Origin of the sequence: Prosthecodimorpha hirschii (assembly GCF_001305515.1) — a bacterium.
GTDB classification, from domain to species: Bacteria; Pseudomonadota; Alphaproteobacteria; order Rhizobiales; family Ancalomicrobiaceae; genus Prosthecodimorpha; species Prosthecodimorpha hirschii.
Window position 1 is genome coordinate 3,424,637 of record NZ_LJYW01000001.1, and the last position, 17,616, is coordinate 3,442,252.

A 17,616-nucleotide genomic window follows, 5' to 3' on the forward strand; every position below is an offset into this window, starting at 1 on the left:
TTATGAACCGTGTTCCAGACATTCGGTCGATTGCGACGGAGCGGACGACCGGACGGCTTTGGCCGCGGTCTCCAGCCAGCCGGCCAGCCAGTCGGCATAGCTGGTCGCGACGAACAGCGTGTAGGCCTCGGCGCCGTCGGCGAACAGCAGAACCGGGACGCGGGCGCACAGCGTCGCGGCGGCATGGCCGACCGCGAAATGGCGCGGGTCGAGATCGAGCTCGATGCCCCGTTCCAAGAGCGCGCGCGCGCCGGCGCCTTCGATCGCGAAAGGCTGCCAGGCGTGGCCGACCTCGACCGACCGGCCGCCGGCCTCGGCGATAGCCGCCTCGCCACCGGCTTCGCGCCAGGACGCCTTGCCGGCGAACCGGACGACGCGCCGGTCCGGCGACAGCGCCAGCACCGTCGCGCCGCCCGCCAGGGCGCCGACGGCGTCGGCCAGCCGGCCCGCCCAGGCGCGGTCGCTGCCGATCACCTCGACGAGCGGGGCCGGCGGATGACGGGTGATGCAGCAGGGATCAAGCACGCAGCCGCCTCCCTTCCGGGTCGATGAAGACCGGGTCGCACAGCATCACCGGCACCATCTCGTTGGTCAGCGGCGAGGCCGCGATGCGGGTTTCGCCCAGAGCCGCCCGACCGCCTGCGACCAGGCCGAGGGCGATCCAGCGATCGAGTTCGGGGCTGAAGGCGACGGAGGTCACATGGCCGTCCATCGGGACCGGCGCCGGCAGCGACGCCGACCCGTACCGGATGATCTGCGCGCCGCGCGGGATCGACCGGGTCGGGTCGACGGTCATCAGTCCGACCAGCTGCTTGCGGTCGGGGGCCGTGAAGGCCGAACGTCCGAGCGAGCGCCGGCCGACGAATTCCTTCTTGGTGCTGACCATCCGGCCGAGGCCGAGATCGTCCGGCAGGGTCCGGCCGTCGGCCTCGAAGCCGGGCACGAACAGCCCCTTCTCGATGCGCATCGTCATCATCGCCTCCGTGCCGTAGGGCATCAGCCCGAAGGCGTCGCCGGCCGCGACCAGCGCGGCCCACATGGCCGGCGCGTCGCCGGAGGCGGTGTAGATCTCGTAGGCGAGTTCGCCCGAGAAACTGACCCGCAGCACCCGCGCCGCGATCCCGGCGAGCCGGCCCTCGGCCATGCTCATGAACGGCAGCGCCGCGTTGTCGATCGCGAAATCGGGTTCGAGCGCGCCGAGCAGGAGCCGCGCGCGCGGTCCGGCGATCGCCATCGCGCCCCATTGCTCGGTCACCGGCGTGATGGTCACGTCGAGGCCGGCGAGATCGACCTGCCGGGCGCGTTCCAGATGCGCGAGGATGCGCTCGGCGTTGCCGGTGGTGGTGGTCATGAACCAGCGGTCGTCCGACAGCCGGGTCGTGGTGCCGTCTTCCATCACCGCGCCGTCCTCGCGCAGCATCACGCCGTAGCGGCAGCGGCCGGGCTGCAGCGTCGACCAGCCGTTGACATAGACATGATCGAGCAGCCGGGCCACGTCCGGCCCCTGCAGGTCGATCTTGCCGAGCGTCGAGACATCGGTCAGGCCGACCTGGCGGCGCACATTGGACGCCTCCCGGACGACCGCGTCCATGTCGCTCTCGCCGGGGCGGCGGTAGAATTGCGGCCGGCGCCAGCTGCCGACATTGGCGAAGAAGGCGCCATGCGCCGCGTGCCAGCGATGCATCGGGGTGGTCCGCGCCGGGCTGAGCAGGTCGCCGACGAAGGGTCCGGCCATCGCCCCGAAGGTGACCGGCGAGAAGGGCGGCCGCGGCCGGCTGTTGCCGATCGCCGCCGCCGACTTGCCCTGCGCGGCGGCGATGATCTCGACGCCGTTCAGGCCGATCAGCTTGCCCTGGTCGGTGCCCATGCCGAGCGTGGTGTAGCGCTTGACATGCTCGACCGAGCGATAGCCCTCGCGCACCGCCAGCCCGAGATCGGCGACCGTCACATCGTTCTGCAGATCGACGAACTGCTTCGACGCGGTGCCGACCGGCGCGACGGGCGGCTCGCCCGAAGGCGACGGCATCGGCGCCGCGCCTACGGTCTCGCCCGCACCGGCCGCGCGCCCGGAGGCGACGCAATCGGCCAGCTCGAACAGGCCCGCGCAGGCCCCTGCGGCCACCATGCGGGGCGGCGGGCCGCCGGGTCCGGACGGGGCATCCGGCACCAGGGCGCCGATGCGCGCATCGTGGCGCAACCGTCCACCCGAATGGGTGAACAGATGGGCGGCGGGGTTCCAGCCGCCCGAGGTCAGGATGAGATCGCAGGTCAGCGCCACCGTGGCGTCGGGGCGGCCGACCGGATGCACCACGCAGCCGGTCACGCGCCGGCGGCCCCGGCTCTGCGCGATCATGTGGCCGGCGAGATGCCGGATCCCGGCGGTCCGGCAGCGGGCGGCCAGGGCTTCGGCGACGGTCGCGCGTGCATCGACGATCGCCGCGATGGCGACGCCGGCGCGCTGGAGGTCGAACGCGGCCTCGTAGGCGCCGTCGTGATTGGCATAGAGCACGCAGCGGCGTCCCGGTACGGCGGCATGCCGGTTCAGATAGGCCTGCGCGGCGCCGGCCAGCATGACGCCCGGCCGGTCGTTGGCACCGAACAGGAGCGGCCGCTCGAAGGCGCCGGTGGCGAGCACGATGCGGTCGGCATCGATCATCCAGCGCCGCAGGCGCACCGCCCCGGCGACCTCCTCGATCAGGCCGACCTGATCGCCGTCATAATGGCCATAGGCCGTGCAGCGCGGCAGCAGGGTGACCTTTCCGCTCGCCCGCAGCCGCGCCAGCACGGCCTCGACCCAGGCGCCGTAGGGCTGGCCGTCGATCCGGGCCTCCTCGGCCGTGCCGAGGCCGCCGAAGGTATCGAGCGCATCGACGACGACGAGGCTCTCGGCATGGTCGAGCGCGGCCTCCGCCGCGGCGAGACCGGCGACGCCGCCGCCGATCACGAGGCAGTCGGCATGCCGGTGCACGGTCTCGTAGGCGTCCGGGTCCGGTTCGGCCGGCGCCCGGCCCATGCCGGCGGCGCGGCGGATCAGCCGCTCGTAGAAGGGCCAGGCGGCGACCGGCCATTTGAAGGTCTTGTAGTAGAAGCCCGAGGGGATCAGCGGCGCGATCAGATCGTTGACCGCCATCAGGTCGAAGCCGACCGTCGGCCAGCAGTTCTGGCTGCGCGCCACCAGGCCGGGCACCAGCCGGACCTGGGTCGCCTTCACGTTCGGTTCGCGCCGCGCCCCCTCGCCGACTTCGACCAGGGCGTTCGGCTCGTCGGCCCCATAGGCGACCAGGCCGCGCGGGCGATGGTATTTGAAGCTGCGCGCCAGGAGATCGACGCCGTTGGCGATCAGCGCGGAGGCGAGCGTGTCGCCCTGGTAGCCGACATAGCGGCGCCCGTTGAAGTGGAATTCGATCGGCCGGCTGCGCTCGATGCGCCCGCCGCTCGCCGCGCGCCAGCCGCTCATGCCACGGCCTCGCTCAGGAAGGCGTTGGTGCGGGTGTCGCGGGTGACGGCGAACCAGCGGCGGCAGCCGGCGGCATGGAACCAGAGCTCGCGATGCGGCCCGGCCGGATTGTCGCGGCGATAGACGTAGTCGTTCCAGTCCGCATCCGGCGCGGCGGACGGATCGAGCGGCAGCGCCGCGGCCGGCCGCGTCACGTCCGCGCCGCCGTATGTGAATTCGGCCATCGCGCGCAGGCCGCAGCAGGGACAGGGAATCCGCATGGATCAATGCATCCAGGGGCTGGAGCCGGAGCCGCGTTCGTCGAGCAGGTCGCCCGTGTCGAAGCGATCCAGGGTGAAGCGGTCGGCGACCGGATGGGGCCGGTCGGTCGCCACGAGATGGGCCATCGCCGTGCCGGCGGCCGGCGTGCCCTTGAAGCCGCCGTAGCACCAGCCGCCGTTGAGATAGAGACCGGCGAGCGGCAGGCGCGTGATGATCGGGCTGCCGTCCATCGACATGTCGACCGTGCCGCCCCAGCTGCGCATCATCCGCAGCCGGCGGATCGCGGGAAACAGGGCCGCGGCGGATTCGACGACATGGTCGAGCACATGCGGGTCGCCGCGCTGCGCATAGGAATTGCAGCCGTCGATGTCGCCGCCCATGACCAGCTCGCCCTTGTCGGACTGGTTGATGTAGACATGCAGCGCGCCGGAGACCGCCACCACGTCCAGCATCGGCTTGACCGGCTCGGAGACCAGGGCCTGCAGGACATGGCTTTCCATCGGCAGCCGCAGGCCCGCCATGGCGGCCAGCCGGCCGGAATCGCCGGCGACGCAGATCGCCACCTTGTCGGCCGCGATCGGGCCGCGGGTCGTCTCGACGCCGATGACGCGGTCGCCGTCGCGGCGGAGCCCCGTCACCTCGCAGTTCTGGATGATGTCGACGCCGCGGGCGTCGGCGGCCCGGGCATAGCCCCAGGCGACCGCGTCGTGGCGGGCCGTGCCGCCGCGCTTCTGGATCAGCCCGCCGAGGATCGGGAACCGCGCCGCGGCCGACAGGTCGAGCCCCGGCATCAGCCGGCCGAGATCGTCACGCGACAGGAGTTCCGCATCGACGCCGTTCAGCCGCATGGCGTTGCCGCGGCGGTGCAGGGCCGAGATCTCGGCATTGCTGTGCGCTATGTTGACCATGCCGCGCTGGCTGAACATGACGTTGAAGTTCAGGTCGGCGCTGAGGCCCTCCCAGAGCTTCAGGGCGTGTTCGTAGAAGCGGGAATTGGCCGTGAGCAGATAGTTCGAGCGCACGATGGCGGTGTTGCGGCCGGTATTGCCGCCGCCGAGCCAGGCCTTTTCCAGGACGGCGACATCCGTGATGCCGTAGGTCTTGGCGAGATAGTAGGCCGTCGCCAGGCCGTGGCCGCCGCCGCCGATGACGATCACCTGGTAGCGGGCGCGCGGCGCCGGATCGCGCCAGGCCGCCGGCCAGGAGCGGTGGCCGGTGAGCGCCTGTCGGGCCAGGGCGAAGACCGAATAGGGCATCATGCGGCGGCATCCGGCAGGATGAGCGCGGGATCGTAGGCGAACAGGGCCGGCGTCCCGCCGGTATGCAGGAAGACCACGGTCTCGTCCCGGCCAATGCGGCCGCTGCGGATATGGTCGATCAGCCCGGCCAGGCACTTGGCCGAATAGACCGGATCGACCAGCACGCCCTCCAGGCGCGCCAGCAGTCCGAGCGCCTCGCGTCCGGCCTCGGTCGGCGTGCCGTATTGCGCGCCGATCTGGTCGTCGATCAGCGACAGGGACTCGGCGGTCGGCACGCGCGGCAGCCCCAGGATCGGACCCGCCTCGGCGGTCTCGGCGATCACCTTGTCGACCAGATAGCCGACCTTGCGGCTGACGCTGACGCCGGTGACGCGATAGCCGGGATTGAGATTGCACTCGCCGAGCACCAGGCCCGCATAGGTGCCGCCGGAACCGACCGCGACATAGAGATGGTCCGGCGCGATGCCGGCCTCGCCGAATTGCTGCATCATCTCGGCGGTCGCCATGACGTAGCCGGCCATGCCCTGCGGGCTCGATCCGCCGAGCGGCATGATCATCACCCGACGCCCCTCGCGCGTCAGCCGCGCGGCGAGGTCCGGGATCGCCGTGCCGAAATCCCAGCGCGGCTCGGTTTCGACCAGATGGACATTCGCGCCGAACAGATGGTCGAGCAGCAGGTTGCCGGTGTTCGGATGCGGCTCGCCGGGCACGCCGCCGAGCACCAGTTCGACCCGCAGGCCGGCGCGTGCGCCCATGGCGGCGGCGATCCGAGCGAGGTTCGACTGGTAGCCGCCGCAGACGATGACGGTGTCGCAGCCTTCCGCGAGGGCCCGACCGAGGATGAATTCCAGCTTGCGGACCTTGTTGCCGCCGAGGCCGGCGGCAGTCAGGTCGTCGCGCTTCAGGAAGATGCGCGGCCCGCCGAGATGGCGCGACAGCGCCTTCGCCTCTTCCAGCGGGCTCGGCCCGTGCAGGACGCGCAGCCGCGGCAGGGCATCGAGGCGGGACAGGATAGTCGATGCGTCAAGTGCCATGATCAGGCCTTCGCGACGGAGAGGGTCTGCAGGTCGGTATAGGTGGCGAGGCCCCAGCTGCCGTTCTCGACGCCGATGCCGGACCATTTGTGTCCGCCGACCGGCGCGATCGGCATCAGGGCGAGATGCTGGTTGACCCAGACGGTGCCGCAGTCCATCGCGCCGGCCAATTCGGCGGCGCGCTCGGGCCTGCCGCTCCAGACCGAGCCCGACAGGCCGAAATGGGTTGCATTGGCCCGCGCCAGCACCTCGGCCTCGTCGCGGAAGCTCAGGATCGGCAGCAGCGGGCCGAACTGCTCCTCGGCGACCAGCCGTGCGCGATCGTCGAGGCCGGTCACGAGCTGCGGCGCCATGAAGTAGCCGCCGGCCTCCGGCAGGGCTGCGTCCCCGTGCAGTGTGCCGCCGGCCCGGCGCGCATCCTCGGCGAGCTCCTGCACGCGGGTCCATTGCGGTGCGGTGGAGATCGGGCCGAGATCGACGCCGTCGTCGAAGCCGTTGCCGATGCGCGCGGCGGCGATGCGGGCGATCAGCGCCGCCTTCACCGGCTCGTAGACGTCCTCGTGGACATAGAGCCGCTTGATGGCGCAGCAGACCTGTCCGGTATTCTGGAAGGCGCCCCAGAACAGCTTGTCGGCGATCGCCTCCGGCTGCACGTCGTCGAGCACGATGGCCGCGTCGTTGCCGCCGAGCTCCAGGGTGATGCGCTTCAGATCCGCGGCCGCCGCGCCGGCCACGCTCTTGCCGGCCTCGACCGAGCCGGTCAGCGAGACCTTGCGGATCGCCGGATGCGCCGCCAGGGCGCGGCCGAGCGCGTCGCCGCCGGAGACGATGGTCAGCACCCCGGCCGGGATCACGTCCTGCAGCAGCGCGCCGAGGCGCAGCGTGGCGATCGGGGTGAAGGGCGACGGCTTCAACACCATGGTGTTGCCGGCGAGCAGCGCCGGGGCGATCTTCCAGACCGCCGAGATGACCGGATAGTTCCAGGGCGCGATGCCGGCCACGACGCCGAGCGGGCGGCGATGCACCGAGACATGCATGGCGTCGTCGTCGCGGATCACCTCGACCGGCAGGTCGAGACCGGCCGTGTGCTCGAACCAGCGGGCCGCGCCCATCACCTCGCCGATCGCCTTCGGCAGCGGGCGCCCCTGTTCGCGGCAGATGAGCCGGCCGAGCTCTTCGGCATGGGCCCGCACCTTTTCGGCGCAGGCGATCAGCACGCGGCGGCGGGCGCCGTGGTCGCGCGACCACGGGATGAAGGCGCGCGCGGCGGCCTCGATCGCCGTTTCGAGCTGCTCTTCGCTGCAATCCGGCGCCGACGCGAACACCTTGCCGGTGGCCGGATCGACGACATCGAAGGACTCGCGCGCACCGACCCGTTGGCCGGCGATCAGCATGGCCTCGTTCATTCTGCCCGTTCGCCCCGTGACATGCGTTGATGGAGGGAATGGAGAAAACATACGCATCCTGAACTTCTGTTCGCAAGAGCAATTTTTAGTCTGCCGCTCCGATCGCCGGAACCCGCCCGCGGATCCGGGTCGGGAGGGTCCGGATCGCGCGCCTTTTGGCCTCTCCCGCGCGGGCTCTCCGGTCCGCCATGCGGGTTCGGCCGTCCGTTTCACCGGTCCGGCGGAAGGGTCGGGGGCTGGGCATCATCGCTGCAGTCCCGATATGTCATCGGCGCTATTGCGAACTTTAATTCAGCATGCGAACGATAGGCATCATGGGATCGCGGCGCTATCGCATCCCGGCGCCGCAGGACCACCGGCCCGACCCGGGTCGGCCCGGTCCGCGCGCCTGGAACCGGCTTGCGCGCGTATCCATCACGCTTATGGTCGAACAAGTGTTCGTCATTTGCACGTCTTTGGGAAGCGATCATTCATCGCGGACGAGCATGAGGGATCCGGCGCTATGATGAGCCAAGAGCAGAACGACCTGATCACCCGGACGGGTCCCAAGGCTCCGGCCGGCAAGCTGATGCGCATGTACTGGCAGCCTGCCGCGCTGGTCGACGAATTGCAGGGCGAGCGCCCGATCCGTCCGGTGCGCCTGCTCGGCGAGAATTTCGTCCTGTTCCGCGACGAGGCCGGCCGCTACGGGCTGCTCGACCGCGACTGCCCGCATCGCGGCGCCGATCTCGCCTTCGGCCGGCTGGAGGATGGCGGGCTGCGCTGCGCGTTCCACGGCTGGCTGTTCGATGTCGACGGCAAGTGCCTGGAGACGCCGGCCGAACCGGCCGATTCCAAGCTCTGCGCCGGCATCCGGCAGCGGTCCTATCCGGTGGTCGAGAAGAGCGGCATCCTGTGGGCCTATCTCGGTCAGGGCACGCCTCCGGCCTTCCCGGAGATCGACTGCTTCACGGCTCCGGGCAGCCACACCTTCGCCTTCAAGGGCATGATGAACTGCAACTGGCTGCAGGCGCTCGAGGTCGGCATCGACCCCGCCCACGCCTCCTTCCTGCACCGCTTCTTCCACGACGAGGACCCGTCGGCGTCCTACGGCAAGCAGTTCCGCGCCGCCTCGGCCGGCAGCGACCTGCCGATGACCCGGATCCTGCGCGAATACGACCGGCCGATCATCAATGTCGAGAAGACCGAATACGGCCTGCGCCTGATCGCGCTGCGCCAGATCGATGAGGAGCGCACCCATGTCCGGGTGACCAACCAGCTGTTCCCGCATGCCTTCGTCATTCCGATGAGCGCGGAGATGACGATCACGCAGTGGCATGTGCCGATCGACGACGAGAACTGCTACTGGTACGCGATCTTCACGAGCTTCTCGTCGCCGGTCGACAAGCAGAAGATGCGCGACCAGCGCCTCGAACTCTACGCGCTGCCGGACTATGTCTCGCGCCGCAACAAGTCGAACGATTACGGTTTCGATCCGCACGAGCAGGCGACCGAGACCTATACGGGCATGGGCCTCGACATCAACGTTCACGATCAGTGGGCCGTCGAATCGATGGGCGCCATCCAGGACCGCACCCGCGAGCATCTCGGCCAGTCCGACAAGGCGATCATCCAGTATCGCCGCCTGCTGCGCCAGGAGATCGAGAAGGCCGCGTCCGGCGGCGGCACGCCGCTTCTGGTGCTCGACGAGGCCCATGCGCGCAGCATCCAGGGGCCGGCGACGATGGACGGCATCGGCCCGACCGCCGGCTGGGAAATCTACTGGATGGAGGTCGACGTGAGGCGCCGGCGCGGTGCGCCCTGGGCCGCCCCGGTTCCCGCCGAGATCGCCGCGCAGGTGCCCCACCTGACCGCGGCGCAATGAGCGCGGTCGCGTGACCGCCGCCCCTTGACCGTCCCCAGAAGACCTCGACCGGATCAGCCAGCGGAGTGGCCATCGTGAGTTTTGTCGAACGCCACGGGCTCCAGACCGTGGAGCGCCGGGACGCCACCCGGCGCGTCGCCGAGATCGTCCGCAGCGAGAAGCTCGAGCTGGTCCGCCTGTCGTTTCCGGACCAGCACGGCATCCTGCGCGGCAAGACGCTGGTCGCCGAAGAGGCCCTCAAGGCCCTCGACGGCGGCTGCACCCTGACCACCACGATGTTCGCCAAGGACACCTCGCATCGCTCGGTGTTCCCGGTCTTCACGGCCAATGGCGGCTTCGGCATGCCGGAGATGCAGGGCGCGGCGGACGCGCTGATGATCCCCGATCCGGACAGCTTCCGCATCCTGCCCTGGGCCGAGAAGACCGGCTGGCTGCTGTGCGATGCCTATTTCCACGACGGCCGGCCGGTGCCCTTCGCCACGCGCCATCTCTACCGCACCGTCCTCAAGGCGCTCGCCGCGCGCGGCTACGATTTCATGGCCGGGCTCGAGGTCGAGTTCCACGTCTTCAAGGTCGAGGACGCGCATATGCGGCCGGCCGATGCCGGTCAGCCGGGCGAGCCGCCCGCGGTCAGCCTCATCTCGCACGGCTACCAGTATCTGACCGAGCAGCGCTTCGACCAGATCGCGCCGGTTCTCGACATCGTCCGCCGCGACATCCAGGCCCTGGGGCTGCCGCTCCGGTCGGTCGAGGTCGAGTTCGGCCCGAGCCAGTGCGAATTCACCTTCCAGCCGACGGCCGGCCTGCTGCCGGCCGACCTGATGGTGCTGTTCCGCAGCGCCGTGAAGCAGATCTGCCGGCGGCACGGCTATCACGCCACCTTCATGTGCCGGCCCCGGATCCCGAACGTGGTCTCGTCGGGCTGGCACCTGCACCAATCCCTGGTCGACCGCACCACCGGCGCCAATGCCTTCATGGCCGACGCACCGGGCGTCCCGCTGTCGGCGGCCGGGCAGGGCTATCTGGCCGGTCTTCTCGACCATGCGCGCGCCGCGACGGTGTTCAGCACGCCGACCATCAACGGCTACAAGCGCTATCGCTCCTTCTCGCTGGCGCCCGACCGCGCGGTCTGGGCGCGCGACAACCGCGGCGCCATGATCCGCGTGCTCGGCGGCCCGGGCGATCCGGGCACGCGCCTGGAGAACCGCGTCGGCGAGCCGGCCGCCAATCCCTATCTCTACATGGCCTCGCAGGTGCTGGCCGGCATGGACGGCATGGCGCGCGCGCTCGATCCGGGACCGTCGGCGGACGTGCCCTACGAGGCCGACCGGCCGCTTCTGCCGCGGACGCTGCAGGAGGCCGTCGCCGCTCTCGATGCCGACACTTTCTTCCGCGGCGCAATGGGCGATACATTCATCGACTACTACGTGCATATCAAGACGGCCGAGATTGCGCGCTTCCACGCGGAGGTGACGGATTGGGAGCACCGGGAGTATTTCGAAATCTTCTGATGGTCGCGTCCTGTTGGCGGCCGGCAGCCCGCTGTCGGCGGCCGGCAGGGCGACGGGACGGTTCGGGCGCTCATGCCGCATCACGATGCGCGCGGGCTCAAGACAAGGTTTGTCGGCGCCGTGCGATCATGACATTGACTGATCGTGGGAATGGCCGGAATCGATGGGACGTCCAGGGCCGGCGCACGCCGCAGCGGCCCGGGGAGAGGTGAGGCATGCTCGACGAGACTGCAACGACTGACGACAAGCCCCGCGACTTCGTGGCGTCGCTGGAGCACGGATTGAGCGTCCTGATGAGTTTCGACGCCGCCAATCCGAGCATGAGCCTGTCGCAGGTTGCCGACCGGACCGGGATGACGCGCGCCGGCGCCCGGCGCTACCTGCTGACCCTCGCCCATCTCGGTTTCATCGCGCGCGACGGGCGCTCCTTCCGGCTGACCCCGAAGGTGCTCAATCTCGGCTATTCCTACCTGTCGGCCCTGCCGTTCTCGGAATTCGCCATGCCGCTCCTGGAGGCGGCGAGCGCCGCCTCGGAGCAGACCGTGGCGCTGGCGGTGCGCGACGGAACGGAATCGGTCTATACCGCCCGCGCCATCGCCCAGCGCGCCCTGGCCGTGACCGTGCCGGTCGGGCGGCGCCTGCCGCTGATCTCGACCTCGACCGGCCGCGCCATGCTGGCTTTCGATACGCCGGAGGCGATCGACCGGCTGATCGAGAGCAGCCGTCCGGTCCTGCTGACCGACAAGACCACGGTCGATCCGCAACTGCTCCGCCGCGAACTGGAACTGGTGCGCAGCCGCGGCTACGCCCTGGTCGAACAGGAGGTCGAGGTCGGCGTGCGCTCGCTGGCGGTCCCGTTCTTCGACAGCCAGCAGAAGGTCGCCGGGGCGGTGACGGCGCTGACCAGCATGAGCGCGGTCTCGACCCGGCAGCTGCTGTCGGACATCTTCCCGATCGTGCGCCACGTCGCCGTCCAGTTGGAAACCGCCCTCAAGGCCGGCCGGGGCGACGTCTTCACCTGACCGATCGTCTCCGTGTCCGGCCCCGGTCCCGGACTCGAACCTGCCCGCCACGCCTGCGCGGGCGAGGGAGCGATGGACCCGGACCGCCGGGGTCCGGGCCGGTCGCGTTGGCCGGTCAGTCGTGATCGTCGTCGCCGTGGCGATGGCCGCGGCCTTCTCCCCTGCGGCCGACCATCGCCAGCGTGGCCGGATCGAACCGGCCCTGCAGCCGTTCTCCGGCGGCGTTGACCGCGTGGACGCGATAGCAGCCGTCATGGGCGCGGATCATCTCGACCGTCCAGCCCTCGGCCTCGAGCTTGCGCTGCAGGGCCTCGCGGGGCTGCCAGTCGGCCAGCGGCACCCGACAATAGGAATCCGCCGCCGCCGGACCGCAGGCGAGCGTGAGGACGAGCAGAATGGCGCCGGCGATGCGGGTCAAGGGGGCGTCTCCAGACGGGCGACACGAGGCCGATCGGACCACGCCAGGCTGACGATGGGCTGAACGCCGCGAAAAAAATCCCGAACCGCCCTTCGCCCGGCCGCGCTAGGCTGCCGAGGCGGCCGAAGCGGGGGCGTGATGCGGATTCTACTCGTCGAAGACGACATGGTGCTCGGCCAGGCCGTGCGCGACCAGCTCGTCGCCGACGGCCATTCCGTCGACTGGACGACCCGCGTCGCCGCGGCGTCCGACGCGGTCCGCGCCGCGATTTTCGACCTCGTCCTGCTCGACCTGATGCTGCCCGATGGCCGGGGGCTCGACTTCCTGAAGGGCCGTCGCGTGGCCGGAGACGTGACCCCGGTGGTCATCCTGACCGCCCGCGACCAGATCTCCGACCGCATCGCCGGGCTCGACGCCGGCGCCGACGACTACATGGTGAAGCCCTTCGATCTCAAGGAACTTTCCGCCCGCGTCCGCGCCGTCGGCCGGCGCTATTCCGGCAATCCGAATCCGCTCGTCACCCATGGCGACCTGGAGATCGACCTCGCCGGGCGCACCGTCCGCCGTGGCGGCCGGGTGGTGGCGCTGACGCAGCGCGAGTGGGCGCTGTTCGAGGCGTTCGTCGAGCGTCCGAACGCGCTCCTGTCCAAGGCGCAGCTGGAGGAGCGGCTCTATTCTTTCGACGCCGAGATCGAGAGCAACACCATCGAGGTCTATATCGCGCGGCTGCGCAAGAAGGTCGGCGCCGAGACGATCGAGACGGTGCGCGGCATGGGCTATCGCCTGGGCAGCCCGGGGCGACGGCCGTGAAGGCCGCGCTCCGCTTCGCCGGACGCAGTCTCCGCCGCCGCCTGGCCTTCGGCATCGGCATCGGCATGGCGGTCCTCTGGCTTGCGGCCGCCACCGTCGCCGGCCTGGTCCTGCGCCACGAGATCGATGAGGTGTTCGACAGCGCGCTGCAGGAAGTCGCCCAGCGCGTCCTGCCGCTCGCCTATGCCGAGGTGCTGGCGCGCGACAGCGACGAACCGCAGCGCGTGCCGCCGGTCGGCCCGCACCGGGAATACATCACCTACGTGGTGCGCGACGCCGCCGGCACGGTGCTCCTCCAGTCGAGCGACGCCGACCGCTCCGCCATCCCGAAGGACCTCACGCACGGCTTCGCCACCACCGCGACGCTGCGCATCTACACCGAGGCCGCCGTCCAGGGCACCATCCTGGTCACCACCGCGGAGGATCTCGCCCATCGCGGCGCGGCCGTGCGCAAGGCGGTCCTGGCGCTGCTCTGGCCGCTCGCCGCCCTGGTGCCGGTGGCGGTCGCCGGTGTCTGGCTCGCCGTATGGCTGACGCTGCGCCCGGTCCTGGAATTCAGCAGCGGGCTGGAGGCCCGCGGACGCGGCAACCTCTCGGCCGTGTCGATCGAGGGCCTGCCCGACGAGATCCTGCCGCTCGCCGACGCGGTCAATGCGCTGATCGCCCGCCTGCGCAGCGCTCTGGAGGCCGAACGCGGCTTCACGGCCAACAGCGCCCACGAACTGCGCACGCCGATCGCCGCCGCGCTCGCCCAGACCCAGCGGCTCGTCGCCGAACTCGCCGACGAACCGCGCCGCGAGCGGGCACGGGCGATCGAACAGTCCCTGCGCCGGCTGTCGCGGCTCTCCGAAAAGCTGCTGCAGCTCGCCAAGGCGGAAGGTGGCGGGCTGGTCTCCGAGCATCCCGCGCCGCTCGGGCCCGTGCTGCGCCTCGTCGTCGAAGAGCTCGACCGCCAGTTCGATTGCGGCGACCGGCTCGACGTGACGATCCCGCCCGACGGCGGCCCCGCGCTGGACCTCGATCCGGATGCCTTCGCGGTGCTGGCCCGCAACCTGGTCGAGAACGCAGTCCGGCATGGCGATCCGGATGGATCGGTCCGGATTCGGCTCGCCGACGATCGCTTCGAGGTGACCAACGGCGGTCCGGCCGTGCCGGCCGATCGGCTCTCCGCCCTGACCCGGCCCTTCGAGCGCGGTCCGACCCGCGCCGCCGGGTCCGGGCTCGGCCTCGCCATCGCGGCGGCCATCTGCGAGGGCGCCGGGCTGACGCTGGACCTCGCGTCGCCCGTTCCCGGCGGAAGCGACGGCTTCCGGGCCACCGTCCGCTTCGCTTCCGCGACCGGCTCCCGACGCGCCCGATCCTGACGCCGGGCTGAACGACTTTCGAGCGCGCTTTCAGTTGGGCGTCAGCGGCGGGCCCGACAGTGCCCCAGGCCAACGAGCCTGGAGACACCATCATGACCAAGCGCATCATCGTTCTGACGGCCCTTCTCGCATCGACCGCGGTCGTCGGCTCTGCCTTTGCGGCCGGCCATTTCGCCAGGTTCGCCGGCGACCCCGTGGCGGCGATCGCGGGCGCCTTCGACGAGGATTACGGCCGGATCGTCCTGGCCTCGGCCGACGGGCACGACGGCCACCACCGCCGCCGGGAAGAGCATTCCGAACGGCGCCGGCATCACGACAGTCGCGACCATCACGGCCGCCGCCACCACGACGACGACGACGATGACGACGATCACGGCAACGGCCGCGGCGGGTCCGCGCGCGGCGGCACCGCCCTCTCGCCGACCGGCCCGAGCGATCCCTCCGCCCCGATGCCCCAGAACGGGCTCTTCGGCGGCAAGAGCCGCCCGAAGGTCGAGGTGCAGTGACCCCGATCGGACCGGAAAGGACAGACCTCATGAAGACCACCCTTGCGGCCCTCGCCGCCACCACCGCCCTGATCGCCCCGGGCTTCGCGGAGGCCCGCGACGTCACCCTGGAGACCCAGCTGAAGGCCTATGGCGGGCCCGGGGCCTATGTCGCGCTCTACGTCACCGATGCCGCCGGCAAGTATCAGGGCACGCTCTGGATGGCCGGCGACAAGGCCAAGTACTACCGCCACCTGTCGGACTGGCAGCGCTTGTCCGGGGGCCGCGCGGCCGAGATCGACGGCATCACCGGGGCCAGCATCGGCGCCGGCAAGACCCTCAAGATCACCGTCGACCTCGCCGACACCCTGATCGACGCCGGCTACCAGCTGCATGTCGACACCTCCGTGGAGGACGGCCGCGACAATCCCTCCGAGATCGTCGCGCCGATCGCCACGGAAGCCTCCGGCAAGGCACTCGCCGGCAAGGGCTATGTGAAGTCTTTCAAGATCACCTTCTGAACCGACCGGTATCCGCCATGCTTCGCCGCCTGCATTCGCTCCCCGGCATCGCGCTCGCCGTGGTCCTCTCCGTGACCGCGCTGACCGGTGCCGTCCTGTCGGTCGAGCCGGCCATCGACCGCCTGTCCAACCCGCCGATTCCGGCGTCCGCCACGGTCGCCGATCTCGCCGCCACGGTGGCCGCCCGCCACGAGACGGTCGAGCGGATCGTCGTCCGCCCGACCGGCATCGTGACGGTCGCCTATACGGATGGCGACGAGGCGGCCGTCGAGCGCGTCGACCCGGCGACCGGAGCGGGCCTCGGCCCCTGGCAGCCCTCGGGCTTCTTCCGTTTCGTGACCGACCTGCATCGCGCCTTCCTGGCCGGCGATGCGGGGCGGATTGCGGCGGGCGGTTCGGCCCTGGCCATGCTGGCGATGTCGGTCTCCGGCCTCGCCCTGCTGCTCAGGGCGCTGGGCGGCTGGCGGGGAATGCTCGGGGCGGTGCGCGGACCGGTCCCGCAGCGCTGGCACCTGCAGGCCGGCCGGTTCGCCGTCGTCGGCCTGCTGGTGACCTCGGTGACGGGCCTGTGGATGACGGCGGATACGTTCGGCCTGATTGCGCAAGGCGCGGTCGACAGTCCCGCCGTGTCGGCCTCGGGCGGTGCGCCGGCCCCGGTCGGTTCGCTCAAGGCGCTGCGGGAAACGCCGCTCGCCGCGCTGCAGCGGCTCGACTTTCCGGCCGCCGGCGATCCGGCCGGCCTTCTCACGCTGAAGACGTCCGCGGGCGAAGGCCTCGTCGACCCGGCGACCGGGACCCTGGCGGGATTCACGCCGGCCGTCCTTCCCGAGCGCGTGCAGGCCGTCGTCACGATGCTCCATACCGGCCGCGGCCTGTGGCTCGTCGGCCTTCTCCTCGGCCTTTCGGCAGCCGCCGTCCCGGTGCTTGGCGCCACCGGCCTCGCCGCCTGGTGGCGCCGCGGCCGCGACGCCTCGGCGACCGCAACGGTTCCCGCCGACACGCCCGATACGGTGATCCTGGTCGGTAGCGAGAGCAACACCACCTGGGGCTTCGCGAAGAGCCTGCAGGCGGCGCTCGGCCAGGCCGGCCACGTCGTCCACATCGCTGCGATGAATGCGCTGGGGCCGGAGCATCTTCAGGCCGAGCGGCTCCTGATCCTGACCGCCACCTATGGCGACGGCGACGCGCCGGCCTCGGCGCGCCGGTTCCAGGCCCGGCTGGCGACGCTCGATGGCCGGATTCCCTATGCGGTGCTCGGTTTCGGCGACCGAACCTTCCCGGACTTCTGCGGCTATGCCGCCACGATCGCGGCCGCGCTCGCCGAGAAGGGGTGGCCCTGCCTGATGCCGCTGAAGCGGATCGATCGCCAGTCGGCCCAGGAATTCGCCCAGTGGGGCCGCGATCTCGGTATCCTGCTCGGCCATCCGCTGGATCTCGAGCATGTCGCCGAGACCGCCCGGACCACCGTGCTGGAACTCGCCGAACGGGAAGACTACGGCGCCGCCGTCGGTGCGCCGGTCGCCATCCTGCGCTTCCGCGCGCCCCTGCAGGGTTCCAGACCCGGCCGGCTGCCGAAATTCGAAGCCGGCGATCTCGTCGGCATCTTGCCCCCGGGCAGCGCCATGCCGCGCTTCTATTCGCTGGCCTCCTCGACCCGCGACGGCATCCTCGAAATCTGCGTCCGGCTGCGGGAAGGCGGGCTCTGCTCCACCTTCCTGCACGGACTGGCGCCCGGCGGCCGCATCGATGCCTTCATCCGCGACAATCCGAGCTTCCGCCCGGCGCAAGGAACGGCGCCGCTGATCCTGATCGGCGCGGGCACCGGAATCGGTCCGCTCGCCGGCTTCGTGCGGGCCAACGATGCGGGTCGTCCGGTCCATCTCTACTGGGGCGGCCGCAGTCCGGCGTCGGACTTCCTCTACGAGCACGAACTGGCCCAGTACCTGGCCGAAAGGCGCCTGACCACGCTGGTGACGGCCTTCTCCCGGGGACCCGGCAGTCCGGCCCATGTGCAGGACCGCATTGCCGCCGACGCCCCGCGCCTGCGCGAACTGATCCGGCACGGCGCCCAGGTGCTCGTCTGCGGAGGGCGCGACATGGCGCAGTCGGTCACCCACGCCCTGGAGCTGGTCGTCCGTCCGCTCGGTCTCGATCTCGCCACCCTGAAGTCGACCGGACGCTACGTCGAAGACATCTATTGAGGT

Annotated in this window: 15 protein-coding genes; 8 read left to right on the top strand and 7 right to left on the bottom strand. The window is 70.8% G+C overall.

The genetic code is table 11. The features are described from left to right. Genes ABB55_RS14940 through ABB55_RS14965 form a run of 6 tightly spaced genes read right to left on the bottom strand, consistent with a single transcriptional unit; the run spans position 1 to position 7,417 of the window. Positions 1 to 525, bottom strand: coding sequence for a sarcosine oxidase subunit gamma family protein (locus tag ABB55_RS14940; RefSeq protein WP_054359516.1), 525 nt, complete (start codon positions 523 to 525; stop codon positions 1 to 3). Continuing rightward, complete coding sequence (locus tag ABB55_RS14945; RefSeq protein ID WP_054359517.1) at positions 518 to 3,457, bottom strand: sarcosine oxidase subunit alpha family protein; 2,940 nt, start codon at positions 3,455 to 3,457, stop codon at positions 518 to 520. Before ABB55_RS14945 ends, ABB55_RS14940 begins: the two co-directional genes overlap by 8 nt. Continuing rightward, positions 3,454 to 3,717: a sarcosine oxidase subunit delta gene (locus ABB55_RS14950; RefSeq protein ID WP_054359518.1), complete on the bottom strand. Its 264-nt coding sequence runs from the start codon at positions 3,715 to 3,717 to the stop codon at positions 3,454 to 3,456. Before ABB55_RS14950 ends, ABB55_RS14945 begins: the two co-directional genes overlap by 4 nt. Before the next feature lie 3 nt (positions 3,718 to 3,720). Further along, a complete protein-coding gene (locus ABB55_RS14955; RefSeq protein WP_054359519.1) occupies positions 3,721 to 4,977 on the bottom strand; it encodes a sarcosine oxidase subunit beta family protein in 1,257 nt (418 codons plus the stop codon). Continuing rightward, complete coding sequence (locus ABB55_RS14960) at positions 4,974 to 6,011, bottom strand: D-cysteine desulfhydrase family protein (protein ID WP_054359520.1); 1,038 nt, start codon at positions 6,009 to 6,011, stop codon at positions 4,974 to 4,976. Before ABB55_RS14960 ends, ABB55_RS14955 begins: the two co-directional genes overlap by 4 nt. A 2-nt stretch (positions 6,012 to 6,013) precedes the next feature. Then, complete coding sequence (locus ABB55_RS14965) at positions 6,014 to 7,417, bottom strand: aldehyde dehydrogenase family protein (RefSeq protein WP_054359521.1); 1,404 nt, start codon at positions 7,415 to 7,417, stop codon at positions 6,014 to 6,016. Positions 7,418 to 7,919: 502 nt separating this feature from the next. Between ABB55_RS14965 and ABB55_RS14970 the strand changes: the two genes are divergently transcribed. The 3 genes from ABB55_RS14970 to ABB55_RS14980 all read left to right on the top strand — a co-directional run bounded on the left by ABB55_RS14970 (position 7,920) and on the right by ABB55_RS14980 (position 11,814). Next, positions 7,920 to 9,281 carry an aromatic ring-hydroxylating dioxygenase subunit alpha gene (locus ABB55_RS14970; protein ID WP_054359522.1) on the top strand — a complete coding sequence of 454 codons (1,362 nt, stop codon included), beginning with the start codon at positions 7,920 to 7,922 and terminating at the stop codon, positions 9,279 to 9,281. A 74-nt stretch (positions 9,282 to 9,355) separates the two neighbouring features. After that, on the top strand, positions 9,356 to 10,792 hold the full coding sequence (locus tag ABB55_RS14975) for a glutamine synthetase family protein (RefSeq protein WP_054362071.1): 1,437 nt from the start codon (positions 9,356 to 9,358) through the stop codon (positions 10,790 to 10,792). Between the two features lie 215 nt (positions 10,793 to 11,007). Then, complete coding sequence (locus tag ABB55_RS14980) at positions 11,008 to 11,814, top strand: IclR family transcriptional regulator domain-containing protein (RefSeq protein WP_054359523.1); 807 nt, start codon at positions 11,008 to 11,010, stop codon at positions 11,812 to 11,814. A 115-nt stretch (positions 11,815 to 11,929) separates the two neighbouring features. Here the strand turns inward: ABB55_RS14980 and ABB55_RS14985 are convergent, their stop codons facing one another. Beyond that, positions 11,930 to 12,232 carry a PepSY domain-containing protein gene (locus ABB55_RS14985; RefSeq protein WP_054359524.1) on the bottom strand — a complete coding sequence of 101 codons (303 nt, stop codon included), beginning with the start codon at positions 12,230 to 12,232 and terminating at the stop codon, positions 11,930 to 11,932. Between the two features lie 138 nt (positions 12,233 to 12,370). On the opposite strand from ABB55_RS14985, the gene ABB55_RS14990 reads away from it, so the two are divergent. From ABB55_RS14990 to ABB55_RS15010, 5 genes are all read left to right on the top strand, one after another. Continuing rightward, positions 12,371 to 13,042, top strand: a complete 672-nt coding sequence (locus ABB55_RS14990; protein ID WP_054359525.1) for a response regulator — start codon at positions 12,371 to 12,373, stop codon at positions 13,040 to 13,042. Between the two features lie 65 nt (positions 13,043 to 13,107). After that, a complete protein-coding gene (locus ABB55_RS14995) occupies positions 13,108 to 14,406 on the top strand; it encodes a HAMP domain-containing sensor histidine kinase (protein ID WP_083464124.1) in 1,299 nt (432 codons plus the stop codon). A gap of 92 nt (positions 14,407 to 14,498) precedes the next feature. Beyond that, positions 14,499 to 14,912 (top strand): hypothetical protein, encoded by a 414-nt coding sequence (locus ABB55_RS15000; protein ID WP_054359527.1) that lies wholly within the window; start codon positions 14,499 to 14,501, stop codon positions 14,910 to 14,912. Positions 14,913 to 14,941: 29 nt separating this feature from the next. Continuing rightward, entirely contained in the window at positions 14,942 to 15,412 is a 471-nt protein-coding gene (locus tag ABB55_RS15005) for a DUF2271 domain-containing protein (protein WP_054359528.1), read from the top strand. Between the two features lie 17 nt (positions 15,413 to 15,429). Continuing rightward, positions 15,430 to 17,613, top strand: coding sequence for a PepSY domain-containing protein (locus ABB55_RS15010; protein ID WP_054359529.1), 2,184 nt, complete (start codon positions 15,430 to 15,432; stop codon positions 17,611 to 17,613). The last annotated feature ends 3 nt before the right edge of the window (positions 17,614 to 17,616 follow it).